Genomic DNA, 14890 nt, shown 5'->3' on the forward strand with positions numbered 1-14890 from the left:
TGCAGCCCCGGCCATCGGACGCTCCCGCGACTCTGTGGGGCCTACCGTCTGAAACATGGCTGGTTCCGGAGCATCCCCCCACTCCCCCGACTCTCCGCTGGCGCGCGCCGAGCACTTCATCTGGCTGACGGCCCGGGTGCTTGAGCAGCGCCGGTTCGCCCACCACTTCCTCGGCAAGGACACCGACGCCGTCGAGGCGGCACTCTCCGCCTACCAGGGCGAGGACGGCGGCTACGGCCACGCCCTCGAACCCGATCTGCGCGGCCCCGTCAGCCAGCCCCTGCACACCGCGCACGCGCTGCGGGTCCTGGACTCGATCGGGCGGCTCGCCGGACAGCGGGTGGAGCGGGTGTGCCGCTATCTGACGGAGGTCTCCACCAAGGACGGCGCGCTGCCCGCGCTCCATCCCTCGCAGCGCGGATATCCGGCGGCGCCGTTCATCCCGATCGTCGACGACCCGCCCAGCGCCCTGCTGACCACCGGCCCCGTGGTCGGGCTGCTGCACCGCAACCGGGTGTGGCACGCCTGGCTGTTCCGGGCCACCGACTTCTGCTGGGCCGCGGTCGACTCCCTGAAGACGTCGCATCCGTACGAGGTCGAGGCCGCGGTCACCTTCCTGGACGGCGCCCCCGACCGTTCCCGGGCCGAGGCGGCCGCGGACCGGCTCGGGCGCCTGGTCAGGGAGCAGCGGCTCGCGGTGCTCGATCCCGCGCGGATCGCCGACTTCCCCGTCGCCGAGGGGTACGCCCCCGGGGAGCACCACTTTCCGCACGACTACGCGCGCGTGCCCGAGTCACTGGCCCGCCGCTGGTTCACCGACGAGGAGATGCGGCGTTCGCTCGACCATCTGGAGGCGGCGCAGCAGGAGGACGGCGGCTGGCCCATCCAGTGGCGGGCATGGGCGCCCGGCACGTCCCTGGAGGGGCGCCCCATCGTGACGATCGAGGCGCTGCGGACGCTGCGCGCCCACGGCCGCGCCATCGGCTGACCGCGGCGGTCAGGCGGCGTCGCGCAGCAGCAGCGCCGCGACCGCCAGCGTCGTACCGCGTGGCGACGACAGGTCGAGCCCGGTCTGTTCGGCGAGCTTGGCCAGCCGGTTGTCGACGGTGTTGGGGTGCAGCCCGAGCGCCTGCGCGGTGGCGCGGCGGTCCTGGCTGCGGGCGAGGTGGGTGCGCAGGGTCTCGATGAGCTCGGGCCGGCCGGCGACCGGGTCGAGCAGCGCGGCGATCCGGTGGCTGGTCTCGCTCGGCCGCGAGAGGTGGTATTCGAGCAGGACGTCGTCGAGGCGGTGCACCCCGGCGGGCAGTCCGCAGGCCCGGCTGACGCGCAGGATCTCTGTGGCGGTGCGCGCGGCGCCGGGCACGGCGGCCGGTTCCCCTGCCCGTACGGCCGCGACCCGCACGTCCAGACCGCAGGCCTTGGAGAGGCGCTGGGCCAGGTCGTCCGGCGGCTCGCAGCCCTTCGGTACGACGGCCCGGCCCGGGTCCGCGTCGAGCAGCGCGAGCACCTCCACACCGAAGGTGTGGTCCAGGACGGTCTGGATGCGCCGCAGCCGTCGGCGCAGCGCCACCGCGCCCTCCCCGGCGAGCGGCCCGACCCCGAGGGCGAGGACCAGCGCGGGCCCTTCGAGGTTCAGCTGGTCGAGGAGTACGTGGCCGGGCGGCAGCATGCCGTCGAGAAACCCGCGCACGAGCGAGCGGCGGGTGGCGTGCCGCTCGGCCTCCAGAGCGGAGCGCTCGTCCAGGTAGGTCTCGGCGACGGCCCCGACGACGCCGTGGTGGGACTGGAGCAGCAGGTCGACGAGTTCGACCAGGGCAGCCTCCTCACCCGGCCCGGCGGCCTCCCTGAGGGCCTGCCACAGGACGTACAGGCCCAGGGCGTGGGTGCGCAGCAGGAGGTGCAGCGGGAGGCCCTCCTCGGCCCGCTGGGCGGCGCGCTCGCGGAACAGCCGGTAGCTGTCGGGAGCCGGGTCGGGCTCAGTGACGCGGCGCAGGAACAGCCGCATCCCGTGGCGGGCGGTCGCGGCCATCTCCAGGTGCTTCACATCGCCGGGGAGCTGCGCATAGCCGGGCAGTTCCTCGAAGGCCTCGCGGGCCATGCGCCGGGCCAGTTCGTTGACGCGGGGTTCGCAGCGCAGCGCGAGGGCCCGGGCGGCGTCGGACAGTGCCATGGCGTCTCCCCGGACGGCCGAAGGGGTCATTGTGACGCGTCACACTACCCACGCCGTACGTTCCGCACCGCCCCGGGCGCCCGGCTCAGCCGCCCAGGGCCCGCACCCCTGCCGTGACGAGTACGGCGGCCCCGACGACGACCAGGAACGGGGCGCGCAGCACCAGCGCGACGGCCGCCGCCGCGAGCCCCGCGCCCCGGGCGTCGAGCAGCACTTGGTGGCCGGTGCTGAAGGTCTGCTGGGCGGTGAGCGCGGCCAGCAGCGCCACCGGCAGCAGCGCGGCCAGCCGCTTGACCAGCGGTCGCTCCAGAGCTCCCGCGGGGACCAGCAGGCCGAGGAGCTTGACGAGGTAGCAGCCGGCGGCGGTGGCCGCGATGGCGATCCAGATGTTCAACGCGCTTGACCCTTCGGGGAGTTCCCGGCTTCGGCAGCGGATCCGACGTCGGCCACCCCGTGACCGCCCCGCCCCTTGAGGAAGAGCACCACGGGTGCCGCGAGGGCCGCCGCCAGGACGGGCATCCCCGCGGGCAGCACCGGCAGCAGGCCCAGGACGAGTGCGACGGCTAGGGCGGCCGTGATCCGCTCGGTGGAGGTCTTGAGCATCGGGGCGAGGAGCGCGAGGAAGACGGCGGGGCTCGCGGCGTCGAGCCCCCACGCGCCGGTGTCGCCGAGGGCCTCGGCCCCCAGCGCTCCGGCGAGCGTGGTCAGGTTCCACAGCACATAGAGGGTGAGCCCGGTGACGGTGAAGCCGATGCGCGCGGCCCGCCGGGTCGGCTGGGCGAGGGTGACCGCGGCGGTCTCGTCGATGACCCACTGCGCGGCCAAGGGGCGCAACGCCCGTGGCAGCGCGAGCAGTTGGGAAAGGCGCAGCCCGTAGAAGGCGTTCCGTACGCCGAGGAAGAAGGCGCTCGCGGCCGCGGTGAACGGGTTGCCCCCGGCCGCGAGCGCGCCGACCAGCGCGAACTGCGAGGCGCCGGTGAAGACGAGCAGGCTGAGCGCGCACGTCTGAAGGATGGTGAGTCCCGATCCTGCCGAGGTCACTCCGAAGGCGAAGCCGGAGAGTCCTACGGCGACGCCGACCCCCAGGGCGTCGCGAACGACCGCAGCGTCGGGTTTGGCCACGGTCCGGGGGCGTATCTCTGGGGGTGCTGTCTGTTCTGCTGCCACACCCGTGACGTTAAAAGAGGGCGGTGCCGTCGTTCTTGTACGTTCTTGCGCGCTCGCGGCGGTAGGCGCCGGGTGTGACGCCGACGATCCGGGTGAAGTGGCGGTTGAGGTGCGGCTGGTCGGTGAAGCCCACGGCTACGGCTGCCTCGGCCGGGGGCGTTCCGTCGTCGAGAAGACGGCGGGCCCGGCGCACGCGCTCGCCGGTGAGCCAGGAGTGCGGCGGCAGCCCGTACTCCGCCTTGAAGGCGCGCAGCAGCGCGAACGGGCTCGTGCCCAGTTCCCTCGCCAGGTGTTCCAGGGAGGGCGGCGCGGTCAGCCGCTCCATCAGGAGTCCCTTCGCGGCGGCCGCGGTGCGGGCGCCCGCCGATCCGGTCGTCCGGGCGGGCAGGGAGCGGCCGTGCCGGACCAGCAGCCGGGCAGTGGCGATGCGGAACACGCTGTCGGCGGCCAGCGCGTTGCCCTGCTCGGCGGCGCGGTGCACTTCCTGGATGAGCAGTGCGGTGTCCGGGTCCTCGACGATGGTCTCGGCGAATCCGGCGGTGCCGCGCAGCGTGGTGATCTCCGCCGCGATGTCGGCCACCAGGCACGCCGAGGGATAGAGAGTGGCGTACGTCCACCCTTCGGGCACCCCGGCGTGGGCCGCGTGCGGTACCTCGGGGTTGATCATGACGACGGTGCCGGGGCGGGCCCGGATCGTCCCACCGGGCATCACCACGTCCTCGATCCCGGTGCGCACCGCGCCGAGGACGAACCCCTCGTGCGCGTGGCGCGCGAAGGAGTGGCTCACATACCGGGCGCGCAGCAGATCGAGGCCCGGCAGCTCCGGATACTGCCAGTGCCGCGCCCATTCCCCGGCCCCGTCCACACCCCCATTCTCGCAGCTCCGGGCCATTGTCAGTGGCTGGGTGCACGATGGGGACCATGGCAAGGACAGCGCTGGAATCCTTCTCCCCCGCGACGCGCGGCTGGTTCACGGGGGCCTTCACCGCGCCCACCGCGGCGCAGGAGGGTGCCTGGCGGGCGATCGCGGAGGGTTCGGACGTACTGGTCGTCGCCCCGACCGGCTCCGGCAAGACCCTCGCCGCCTTTCTGGCCGCGCTCGACGGGCTCGCGGCCGCCCCGCCGCCCGCCGAGGCGAAGAAGCGCTGCCGGGTGCTCTATGTGTCCCCCCTCAAGGCGCTCGCGGTCGATGTGGAGCGCAATCTGCGTTCCCCGCTGACCGGGATCCGCCAGGAGTCGGTGCGGCTCGGGCTGCCCGAGCCGGAGGTCCGGGTCGGCATCCGGTCCGGCGACACCCCGCCCGCGGAGCGCCGGGCCCTCACCACCCGGCCACCGGACATCCTGATCACCACGCCCGAGTCGCTGTTCCTGATGCTCACGTCCGCCGCGCGCGAGGCGCTCGCCGGCATCGAGACGGTGATCCTGGACGAGGTGCACGCGGTCGCTGGCACCAAGCGCGGCGCCCATCTGGCGCTCTCCCTGGAGCGGTTGGACGAGCTGCTCCCGAAACCGGCCCGCCGGATCGGCCTGTCGGCGACGGTGCGTCCGGTGAACGAGGTGGCGCGCTACCTCTCGCCGCAGCGCAAGGTCGAGATCGTCCAGCCGCCCTCCGCCAAGGAGTTCGACCTGTCGGTGGTCGTACCGGTGGAGGATCTGGGCGAGTTGGCGGGATCACCGGCCGCCGACGTCCAGGAGGGGGCCGAGAAGCCGTCGATCTGGCCTCATGTGGAGGAGCGCATCGTCGATCTGGTGCAGGCCCACCGTTCGACGATCGTCTTCGCCAACTCCCGCCGCCTGGCGGAGCGTCTGTGCAACCGGCTCAACGAGATCGCGTACGAGCGCGCCATGGGCGCCCCGCTTCCTGAGGCGCACTCACCGGCGCAGCTGATGGGCGGTTCGGGAGCGGCGGTCGGCGCCCCGCCGCTGCTCGCCAAGGCGCACCACGGTTCGGTCTCCAAGGAGCAGCGGGCGCTCGTCGAGGAGGATCTGAAGGCGGGCCGGCTGCCCGCCGTGGTGGCCACCTCCAGTCTTGAACTGGGCATCGACATGGGCGCGGTGGACCTGGTGGTCCAGGTCGAGTCGCCGCCGTCCGTCGCCTCCGGGCTGCAGCGCGTGGGCCGGGCCGGTCACCAGGTCGGCGCGGTCTCCACCGGAGTGGTCTTCCCCAAATATCGCGGGGATCTGGTCCAGTCGGCGGTGGTCACCGAGCGGATGCGTACGGGGGCGATCGAGTCGCTGCGCATCCCCTCCAACCCGCTGGATGTACTGGCGCAGCAGTTGGTCGCGATGACCGCGCTCGACACCTGGCAGGTGGACGATCTGCTGGCGCTGGTGCGCCGGGCCGCGCCGTTCGCCGCGCTGCCCGAATCGGCGTTCACGGCGGTCCTGGACATGCTGGCGGGCCGCTATCCGTCCGACGCCTTCGCGGAGCTGCGGCCGCGCGTGGTGTGGGACCGGGTGGCGGGCACGGTCACCGGCCGCCCCGGCGCCCAGCGCCTGGCCGTCACCTCCGGCGGCACCATCCCCGACCGCGGCCTGTTCGGCGTCTTCCTAGCCGGGGCCGACCCGAAGAAGGGCGGCGGCCGGGTCGGCGAGCTGGACGAGGAGATGGTGTACGAGTCCCGGGTGGGCGATGTCTTCACCCTGGGCACCACCTCGTGGCGGATCGAGGACATCACCCGCGACCGCGTGCTGGTCTCCCCCGCGCCCGGGGTGCCGGGCAGGCTGCCCTTCTGGAAGGGCGACCAGCTCGGCCGTCCGCTCGAACTGGGGCGTGCCCTGGGCGCGTTCCTGCGCGAGGTCGGCTCGCTCGCACCCGACGACGCCCGGCTGCGCCTGCTGAGCGCGGGCCTCGACGCCTGGGCCGCGGACAACGTGATCGGCTATCTCGATGAGCAGCGCCGCGCCTGCGGCCACATCCCGGACGACCGCACGATCCTGGTCGAGCGGTTCCGCGACGAGCTCGGTGACTGGCGCGTGGTCATCCACTCCCCCTTCGGCGCCCAGGTGCACGCCCCTTGGGCGCTGGCCCTCGGCGCCCGCCTCGCCGAGCGCTACGGCATGGACGCCCAGGTGATGCACGCCGACGACGGCATCGTGCTGCGGCTGCCCGACGCCGACCTGATGGGGCTCGACCTCCTCGACCAGGACCCCCAGCACCTCGACTCGACCTACGACAGCGAACAGGCCCCCGTGGGCGCCGCCGACACGGTCTTCGACAAGGGCGAGATCGAGCAGATCGTCACCGACCAGGTCGGCAGTTCCGCGCTGTTCGCCTCCCGCTTCCGCGAATGCGCCGCGCGCGCCCTGCTGCTGCCCCGGCGCACCCCGGGAAAGCGCACCCCGCTGTGGCAGCAGCGCCAGCGAGCCGCCCAACTGCTCCAGGTGGCAAGCGAGTTCGGGTCCTTCCCGATCGTCCTCGAAGCCGTCCGCGAATGCCTCCAGGACGTCTTCGACGTCCCCGGCCTCACCGAGCTGATGGGCGATCTGGAGGCTCGCCGGGTTCGCCTGGTCGAGGTCACCACCCCCGAGCCGTCCCCGTTCGCCCGCTCCCTGCTGTTCGGCTATGTCGCGCAGTTCCTTTACGAGGGCGATTCACCGCTCGCCGAAAGGCGGGCCGCGGCCCTTTCCCTCGACTCCCGGCTCCTGGCCGAGCTGCTCGGTCAGGCCGAGTTGCGCGAGCTGCTCGACGCGGACGTGCTGACCGAGCTGGAGCAGGAGCTCCAGTGGCTCACCGAGGACCGCCGCATCAAGGACCCCGAGGGCGTCGCCGACCTGCTGAGGGTCCTCGGGCCGCTCACCGACGCCGAGTTGGCGGCGCGCGGCGCCGAGCCCGGCTGGGCCCCTGAGCTGGCGGCGGCGCGGCGCGCCATCCAGGTCCGGATCGCGGGCGCCGGCCACTGGGCGGCGATCGAGGACGCGGGACGCCTGCGCGACGCGCTCGGTACGGCGCTCCCGGTCGGCGTGCCGGAAGCGTTCACCGAGCCGGTGAAGGATCCCCTCGGCGACCTCCTGTCCCGGTATGCGCGTACGCACGGCCCGTTCACCTCGGCCACCGCGGCGGCCCGGTTCGGCCTGGGTGCCGCGGTCACGGACGGGGCGCTGCAACGCCTCGCGGCCTCGGGCCGGGTCGTCCAGGGCGAGTTCCATCCGGCGGGCATCGGCCAGGAGTGGTGCGACGCGACGATCCTGCGCAGGCTGCGTCGCCGCTCGCTCGCCGCGCTGCGCCAGGAGGTGGAGCCGGTACCGCCCGCCGCGCTCGCCGCCTTCCTCCCCCAGTGGCAGCACCTCGGCGGCAACGGCCTGCGCGGCATCGACGGACTCGCCCGCGCCGTCGAGCAGTTGCAGGGTGCCGCCGTCCCGGCCTCCGCCCTGGAAAAGCTCATCCTGCCGTCCCGGGTCGCCGACTACGGCACGGCGCTCCTCGACGAGCTCACCACGACCGGCGAGGTCGTCTGGGCGGGCGCGGGCGCCCTGCCCGGCAAGGACGGCTGGATCTCCCTGTACGTCGCCGACGCCGCCCCGCTGCTCCTGCCGCCCCCGCATCGGCTCGAACTGACCGCGCTGCACGAGTCGGTGCTCACCGCGCTGGCCCCGGGCTACGGTCTGTTCTTCCGCCAGCTCGCCGACCAGGTCCGCGCCACCACCCACCCCGAGGCGACCGACCCCCAACTCGCCGATGCCGTCTGGGATCTGGCCTGGTCCGGGCGGCTGACCAACGACACCCTGGCGCCCCTGCGCTCGCTGCTCGGCTCCGGGCGCACCGCGGGTTCCACCGCCCACCGCGCCAGGCGGTCCGTCCCACGCGGCCGCTACGGCACCCTGACCGCCGCGGCCCGCCCGGTCTCGCGCACCGGGCCGCCGACCGTCTCGGGCCGCTGGTCGCTGCTCCCGCCCCGCGAGCCCGACCCCACCCATCGCGCCCACGCCCTGGCCCGCACCCTCCTGGACCGGCACGGCGTGGTCACCCGGGGTGCGGTGCAGGCCGAAGGGGTGGAGGGCGGCTTCTCGGCGACGTACCGGATCCTCGCCGCGTTCGAGGACAGCGGGCAGGCGCGGCGCGGGTATGTGGTCGAGGGGCTGGGCGCCGCCCAGTTCGCGATGGACGGTGCGGTGGACCGGCTGCGCGCGGCCGCCACCGCCCGGGACCGGGGTGCCGATGCGCACACCGCCCCGCAGGCGGTCGTGCTGGCGGCCGCCGACCCGGCCAACGCGTACGGTGCAGCGCTGCCCTGGCCCGAGCCGCCCACCGGGGCCGGGCACAAGCCGGGCCGCAAGGCGGGCTCCATGGTCGTCCTGGTCGACGGCGAGCTCACGCTGTATCTGGAACGCGGGGGCAAGTCCCTGCTGGCCTGGGCGGCCGAGCCGGACGATCCGGCGCTGACGGCCGCCGCGGAAGCGCTGGCGGGGGCGGCACGGGCCGGACGGCTCGGCACGGTCACCGTGGAGCGGGCCAACGGCGACTCCGCCCTGACATCACCACTCGCCCGGGCCCTGGAGGCAGCGGGCTTCATCCCCACCCCGAGGGGGCTGCGCCTGAGACCCTGACGCACCCGTCACGCACCCGCCGAGCCGCAGGCCCGCCAACTCTCCGACCCTCCGACCCTCCGACCCTCCGACCCTCCGACCCTCCGACCCTCCGACCCTCCGACCCTCCGACCCTCCGACCCTCCGACCCTCCGACCACGGTCACGCCGGGGCGCCCGTACCCACGCCCCCGACACACCCGAGGCAGAGCCCGCACGCCCACACACGCCACTCCGCCTCACGACAGGCCCCCCGCCCCCACCCCCGGCAGAATTGGCCCATGCCCGAAGGCGACACTGTTCATCAGGCCGCGCGGCGGCTGCACGCCGCGCTGGCTGGGCGGGTATTGATCCGGTCCGACCTGCGGGTGCCGCGCTTCGCCACGGCGGATCTGACCGGGCGGAGCGTGCTCGATGCGACTGCGCGCGGCAAGCACCTCCTCACCCGGATCGAGGGCGGCCTCACCCTCCACTCCCACCTGCGGATGGACGGGTCCTGGCGGATCTACGGACCCGGCGAGCGCTGGCGCGGCGGGCCCGCCCACCAGATCCGCGCGATCCTCGGCAACGACGAGCACACGGCTGTCGGCTACCGGCTGCCCGTGCTCGAACTGCTCCGCACCCAGGACGAGTTCAAGGCGGTCGGCCACCTGGGCCCCGATCTCCTCGGCCCGGACTGGGACGCGGAAGCGGCCCTGCGCAACCTTCTCCAGGACCCCGCCCGCACCATCGGCGACGCCCTGCTCGACCAGCGCAATCTCGCCGGGGTCGGCAACGTCTACAAGTCGGAGATCTGCTTCGCGGTCCGGGCCGTCCCCTGGCTGCCCATCGGCGAACTCCCGGCCCCCGAACGCCTGGTGACCGCCGCGAAGCAGCTCCTGGAGGCGAACAAGGACCGCCCGGTCCGGCAGGCCTACGTCTACGGCCGGGCCGGCCGGGCCTGTCCGCGCTGCCGCACCCCGATCCGTACCGCCGTCCAGCGCGACCCCTCCGGCCGCGAACGCCCCACCTGCTGGTGCCCCAAGTGCCAGCCCGCGCCCACCCTTTGACACCCCGGCACTCTTATTGACGACTCGTCAGGTCCAGTCGTACCGTCCCCGCATGCCCCTCACGGCGTACGACCTCACCGACCGCACCGCCTTCGTCACCGGCGCAGCCAGCGGGATTGGCCGGGCCAGTGCCGTGCTGCTCGCGGAGGCGGGTGCCACGGTGCACTGCGCGGACCGCGACGAGCCCGGCCTGCACGAGACCCGGGCGCTGATCACCAAGGCGGGCGGCACCGCCCATGTCCACCCCCTGGACGTCTCGGACCGCAGCCAGGTCAAGGCGGCCGTCGAAGCCACCGGCCCGGTCGATGTCCTGGCCGCGATCGCGGGCGTCATGCACACCAGCTCGGTCCTGGACACCGAGGACGCCGACCTCGACCGGGTGCTCTCCGTCAACTTCAAGGGCGTGCTGCACGCCTGCCAGGAGGCGGCCCGCACGATGATCGCCCACGGCGTCCGGGGCTCGGTCATCACCATGGCCTCCGGCGCCGTCGACTCCTCCCGGCCCGGCCTGTTCTGCTACAGCGCCTCCAAGGCCGCGGTCGTCCAGCTCACCAAGACACTCGCCTCGGAGCTGGGCCCGCACGGAATCCGCGTCAACGCGGTGGCTCCAGGCTGGGTCCGCACCCCCATGACCAGCCATCACGCCGCCGAGCAGCAGGAGCAGATCGAGTCGGCGATGATCCGGCTCTCCCCGCTCGGCAGACTCGGCGAGCCCGAGGACATCGCCCACAGCGTGCTGTATCTCGCCTCGGACGCCTCGGCGTTCACGACGGGCCAGATCCTCCGTCCGAACGGCGGCGTCTCGATGCCCTGGTAGCTCCGGACCGCGCGGTCGACACCGAGGCCACATGGACCGGCAGCAGGCTCAGCCCCCAGCCGCCCGCGACCATCGCACCCTCCACGAACCCCGTCTGACCGGGCACGAGCACGAGCCGCAGCACCGCCCACCACCACAGCGCCGCGACCACGAGCGCGGGCACCCAACGCACCGCCACCGCCATGGGCCGCCTCCTCGGGCCGACGCTAGAGGGCCGGACAACCCGCCGGGAGGGCGCACCGGGTGCGGGCCCGGCGCGCTCCACGCCCCGTGCGCCTCATCTCGTACGACCCCGCCTGTCCGCCATGCACCTGTGCGCGGCGGCGCACGGTCGCGTACAGCGGTTCAGACGGTCTCCGCCTGGAACATCCACGCATGCTTTTCGAGGTCGGCGGTGAGTCCGATCAGGATGTCCTGGGTGATCGGGTCCGGGTCGCCGGTCGCCTTGATGCGTTCGCGCATCCGGTCGATCACCGCGCCCAGCGCGGCCACGAGGGTCCGTACGGCTTCGGTGTCCTTGATCCAGCCGTCCGGGACGGCGCCGATCGCGCTCGACTTCGCCACGGTCTCGGAGCGGCCGTCCGGGCTGACCCCGACGGCCGAGGCCCGCTCGGCCACGGTGTCCGAGTGCAGCCGCGCGGTGGCGACGACCTCGTCGAGCTGGAGGTGCACGGACCTGAAGCGCGACCCGACCACGTTCCAGTGCACCTGCTTGGCCACCAGCGACAGATCCACGAGATCGACCAGCGCGCCCTGCAGGGCGTCGCCCACCACCTTGAGATCCGGCTCCGACAGCGGGCTCTTGATATAGGACATGCACTTCCTCCATTCCGGACGGAACGCCCACGGGAACACCTGCCCCACATGCGGACGTATGCGCGATCTCCCACCACCCTGCCACAGAAGGCCCAAATGGGGCGCGGCGGAAAGGGCTGAGCCCCGGCCGGCCACAAGGGACCAACCGGGGCTCAGTGCAAGCCTGGGTGCGCGCCTGGAAGATCAGGCCGCGACGACGTCCACCGCTTCCGCGGGCGCCTTGATCGTCACCCGCTCCGTCGGCACACCAGTCACCGACGTCACGGAGATCGAATTGAGCATCGGACGTACCGGCGCACGCACCGGATCGCTCGCTGCCGCAGACGCAGCAAGCTCGGCAAGTGCCAGCTCGTCGCTCACTTCCCGCATGAGCTCGGACATCCGTACGTCAAGCGCGTCGCAGATCGCGGAGAGCAGCTCAGAGGAAGCCTCCTTCTGCCCCCGCTCCACCTCGGAGAGATAGCCGAGTGAGACTCGGGCGGACGAGGAGACTTCGCGCAGAGTACGGCCCTGGCGCTGGCGCTGCCGACGCAGCACGTCACCCAGCAGGCGACGGAGCAGAATCATCGGTGGCTCCCTCCTCGGACCGCGTAGCCGCATCCTTCTCGCCCCACCGTACCGCCTCGCGCCGCGGCCGTGCGGGGAGCGATGTCGTGTTCACTCAGGGCTGCAAACATCAAATCCCCCCGTTCTGTTCCGTATCCTGTGCCCGCCCAGCCTTGCGAAGTTCACTGGAGAGCAGTTCGAGCACGCTGCGTACACTCTCCCTACGAATTTCCGCCCGGTCGCCGTTCAACCGCAAAGCGGCGGTTTTCTTGGCTCCGGCCGGACCAACGGCCGAAACGTATACCGTGCCGACCGGTTGTCCGTCCTGCGGGTCGGGCCCCGCGACACCCGTGGTCGCGATCCCCCAGCTCGCCCCCAGGAGCTCGCGCGCCCCCGCCGCCATCTGCGACGCGACCTCGGGATCGACCGCCCCGCGCTCGGCCAGAAGGGCCCCGTCCACCCCGAGGACATCCCGCTTCAGTTCGGTCGCGTACGCCGTCACGGAACCGCGGAAAACCCGCGAGGCACCGGGCACCGCGGTCAGCTCGGCGGCCACCAGACCGCCGGTCAGCGACTCCGCCACGGCGAGCGTCTGGTCACGCTCGGTGAGGAGGCGCAGGAGCCGGGCCGCCTCGCTCACAACGCGGATCCCTCGGCGGCCCGTTGAGCGGCAAGTCCCTTGCGCCTCAGCACGATCGCCTGGCGCACGTAGTCGAGCCCCGTGACCACCGTCAGCACCACCGCGACGGCCATCACCCAGAAGCGCAGGGTGGCCAGCGGACCCGTCAGCGCCAGCACGTACATCCCCGTCGCGGTGCCCTGGGCCAGCGTCTTGAGCTTTCCGCCCCGGCTGGCCGGAATCACTCCGTGTCTGATGACCCAGAAACGCATGAGCGTGATCCCGAGTTCCCGGAACAGGATGACGCCGGTCACCCACCACGGCAGATCGCCGAGCAGGGAGAGGCAGATCAGCGCGGCTCCCATGATCGCCTTGTCGGCGATCGGGTCGGCGATCTTCCCGAAGTCGGTGACCAGGTTGTACGTGCGCGCCAGGTGCCCGTCGAAGATGTCGGTGATCATGGCGACGGCGAAGGCCGCCCATGCCCACGCCCGCATTCCCGGGTCGTACCCGCCGTCCGCGAGCAGCAGCATGACGAAGCCCGGCACGAGCACGAGCCGGATCATGGTGAGGATGTTGGCGATGTTCCAGAGGCTGGCCTGGTTGACGGCCGCAGCACCCAGCTTGCCACCGGGCGCCGGCGTCCGGCCGGCACCGCCCGGCGCCGATGCCGGGACTCCGGTCATCTGCCCGCCTCCTCAACCCCGCCAAGCACCTCGACCACGAGGTCGACGCCTTCGGTGCCGACGACCTTGGCCTCGACCATACGGCCGGGCGCGAGCCCCGCGCTCTGCGTGAAGATCACCTGGCCGTCGGTCTCGGGCGCCTGGTGCTCGGCGCGGCCGACGGCGCCGTCCTCGTCGTCGACCGTCTCGACCAGGACCCGCACGGTCTCGCCGAGGCGCTCCTCGGCGCGCTGCGCGGTGAGCTCCTCCGCGAGGCGCGACAGATGGGCGAGCCGCTCGGCGATGGTGTCCGCGTCCAGCTTGTGCTCGTAGCCGACCGCTTCGGTGCCCTCCTCGTCGGAGTAGCCGAACACGCCGATGGCATCGAGGCGGGCCGCCGTGAGGAAGCGTTCCAGCTCCTTGAAGTCCTCCTCGGTCTCACCGGGGAAGCCGACGATGAAGTTGGACCGCACACCGGCCGTCGGCGCCTTGGCGCGGATCGTGTCGAGCAGTTCGAGGAACCGCTCGGTGTCGCCGAAGCGCCGCATCGCGCGCAGCACGCCGGGGGCCGAGTGCTGGAAGGAGAGGTCGAAGTACGGGACGACCTTGTCGGTCGACGTCAGGACGTCGATGAGGCCCGGGCGCATCTCGGCGGGCTGGAGGTAGCTGACCCGGACCCGCTCGATGCCCTCGACGGCCGCGAGCTCCGGCAGCAGCGTTTCGAGCAGCCGGATGTCGCCGAGGTCCTTGCCGTACGAGGTGTTGTTCTCGGAGACCAGCATGACCTCCTTGACGCCCTGCTCGGCCAGCCACCGGGTCTCGCCCAGCACGTCGCTGGGGCGGCGCGAGATGAACGAGCCGCGGAAGGACGGGATGGCGCAGAACGAGCAGCGGCGGTCGCAGCCGGAGGCCAGCTTCACGGAGGCGACCGGGCTGGTGTCGAGGCGGCGCCGCAGCGGGGCGCGCGGCCCGGACGCGGGCGCGAGGCCGTCGGGAAGGTCCTCGGGGGCGGTGTCCTGCGCATGCCCGGGCAGCGCCACATCGGGGGCGGCCTGTCGCTCGGCCGGGCTGATCGGCAGCAGCTTGCGCCGGTCGCGCGGGGTGTGCGAGGCGTGGATGCCGCCGTTGAGGATGGTCTGGAGGCGGTCGGAGATGTCGGCGTAGTCGTCGAATCCGAGCACCCCGTCGGCCTCGGGAAGCGCCTCGGCGAGATCCTTGCCGTACCGCTCGGCCATGCAGCCCACGGCGACGACGGCCTGGGTCCTGCCGTGATCCTTCAGATCATTGGCTTCGAGGAGGGCGTCGACGGAGTCCTTCTTGGCGGCTTCGACGAATCCACAGGTGTTGACGACGGCGACGTCCGCGTCCGATGCGTCCTCGACGAGCTCCCAGCCGTCCGCTGCCAAGCGGCCTGCGAGCTCCTCCGAGTCCACCTCGTTACGGGCGCAGCCAAGAGTGACAAGGGCGACGGTGCGGCGTTCGGGCATGGACTCAAGACTACTTTGTCCTGGCCCAC

General features: G+C 72.8%; 14 protein-coding genes. 4 read left to right on the forward strand and 10 right to left on the reverse strand.

The window, feature by feature from the left end:
• Nucleotides 1-55 precede the first annotated feature (55 nt).
• Nucleotides 56-988 (forward strand): hypothetical protein, encoded by a 933-nt coding sequence (locus ACIBK6_RS20785; RefSeq protein ID WP_399052749.1) that lies wholly within the window; start codon nucleotides 56-58, stop codon nucleotides 986-988.
• A gap of 9 nt (nucleotides 989-997) precedes the next feature.
• Here ACIBK6_RS20785 and ACIBK6_RS20790 read toward each other — a convergent pair whose 3' ends face one another.
• The 4 genes from ACIBK6_RS20790 to ACIBK6_RS20805 all read right to left on the reverse strand — a co-directional run bounded on the left by ACIBK6_RS20790 (nucleotide 998) and on the right by ACIBK6_RS20805 (nucleotide 4229).
• A complete protein-coding gene (locus ACIBK6_RS20790) occupies nucleotides 998-2170 on the reverse strand; it encodes a PucR family transcriptional regulator (protein WP_399052750.1) in 1173 nt (390 codons plus the stop codon).
• 85 nt (nucleotides 2171-2255) lie between these two features.
• Entirely contained in the window at nucleotides 2256-2564 is a 309-nt protein-coding gene (locus ACIBK6_RS20795) for an AzlD domain-containing protein (protein WP_399052751.1), read from the reverse strand.
• Nucleotides 2561-3337 (reverse strand): AzlC family ABC transporter permease, encoded by a 777-nt coding sequence (locus ACIBK6_RS20800; RefSeq protein ID WP_399052752.1) that lies wholly within the window; start codon nucleotides 3335-3337, stop codon nucleotides 2561-2563. The genes ACIBK6_RS20795 and ACIBK6_RS20800 overlap by 4 nt, the downstream gene beginning before the upstream one ends.
• 10 nt (nucleotides 3338-3347) lie before the next feature.
• Nucleotides 3348-4229: an AraC family transcriptional regulator gene (locus ACIBK6_RS20805; protein ID WP_399052753.1), complete on the reverse strand. Its 882-nt coding sequence runs from the start codon at nucleotides 4227-4229 to the stop codon at nucleotides 3348-3350.
• A gap of 29 nt (nucleotides 4230-4258) precedes the next feature.
• Here ACIBK6_RS20805 and ACIBK6_RS20810 point away from each other — a divergent pair, with 29 nt between their 5' ends.
• The 3 genes from ACIBK6_RS20810 (at nucleotide 4259) to ACIBK6_RS20820 (ending at nucleotide 10728) form a co-directional block, all read left to right on the forward strand.
• Complete coding sequence (locus tag ACIBK6_RS20810; RefSeq protein WP_399052754.1) at nucleotides 4259-8884, forward strand: ATP-dependent helicase; 4626 nt, start codon at nucleotides 4259-4261, stop codon at nucleotides 8882-8884.
• Between the two features lie 259 nt (nucleotides 8885-9143).
• Complete coding sequence (locus ACIBK6_RS20815; protein WP_399052755.1) at nucleotides 9144-9911, forward strand: Fpg/Nei family DNA glycosylase; 768 nt, start codon at nucleotides 9144-9146, stop codon at nucleotides 9909-9911.
• 52 nt (nucleotides 9912-9963) lie between these two features.
• Entirely contained in the window at nucleotides 9964-10728 is a 765-nt protein-coding gene (locus tag ACIBK6_RS20820) for an SDR family NAD(P)-dependent oxidoreductase (RefSeq protein WP_399052756.1), read from the forward strand.
• On the opposite strand, the gene ACIBK6_RS20825 is transcribed toward ACIBK6_RS20820, so the two are convergent.
• The 6 genes from ACIBK6_RS20825 to rimO all read right to left on the reverse strand — a co-directional run bounded on the left by ACIBK6_RS20825 (nucleotide 10676) and on the right by rimO (nucleotide 14861).
• Complete coding sequence (locus ACIBK6_RS20825; protein WP_399052777.1) at nucleotides 10676-10906, reverse strand: hypothetical protein; 231 nt, start codon at nucleotides 10904-10906, stop codon at nucleotides 10676-10678. The two genes, ACIBK6_RS20820 and ACIBK6_RS20825, sit on opposite strands and share 53 nt — an antisense overlap.
• A 167-nt stretch (nucleotides 10907-11073) precedes the next feature.
• Entirely contained in the window at nucleotides 11074-11544 is a 471-nt protein-coding gene (locus tag ACIBK6_RS20830) for a Dps family protein (RefSeq protein WP_399052757.1), read from the reverse strand.
• A gap of 183 nt (nucleotides 11545-11727) precedes the next feature.
• Nucleotides 11728-12111, reverse strand: coding sequence for a helix-turn-helix domain-containing protein (locus ACIBK6_RS20835; protein WP_120721030.1), 384 nt, complete (start codon nucleotides 12109-12111; stop codon nucleotides 11728-11730).
• A 109-nt stretch (nucleotides 12112-12220) separates the two neighbouring features.
• Nucleotides 12221-12730, reverse strand: coding sequence for a CinA family protein (locus tag ACIBK6_RS20840; RefSeq protein ID WP_399052758.1), 510 nt, complete (start codon nucleotides 12728-12730; stop codon nucleotides 12221-12223).
• Complete coding sequence (gene pgsA, locus ACIBK6_RS20845; protein WP_399052759.1) at nucleotides 12727-13395, reverse strand: CDP-diacylglycerol--glycerol-3-phosphate 3-phosphatidyltransferase; 669 nt, start codon at nucleotides 13393-13395, stop codon at nucleotides 12727-12729. The genes ACIBK6_RS20840 and pgsA overlap by 4 nt, the downstream gene beginning before the upstream one ends.
• Nucleotides 13392-14861, reverse strand: coding sequence for a 30S ribosomal protein S12 methylthiotransferase RimO (gene rimO / locus ACIBK6_RS20850; protein WP_399052760.1), 1470 nt, complete (start codon nucleotides 14859-14861; stop codon nucleotides 13392-13394). The genes pgsA and rimO overlap by 4 nt, the downstream gene beginning before the upstream one ends.
• Nucleotides 14862-14890 lie beyond the last annotated feature (29 nt).

This window comes from Streptomyces sp. NPDC050485, assembly GCF_044458185.1.
Lineage (GTDB): Bacteria > Actinomycetota > Actinomycetes > Streptomycetales > Streptomycetaceae > Streptomyces.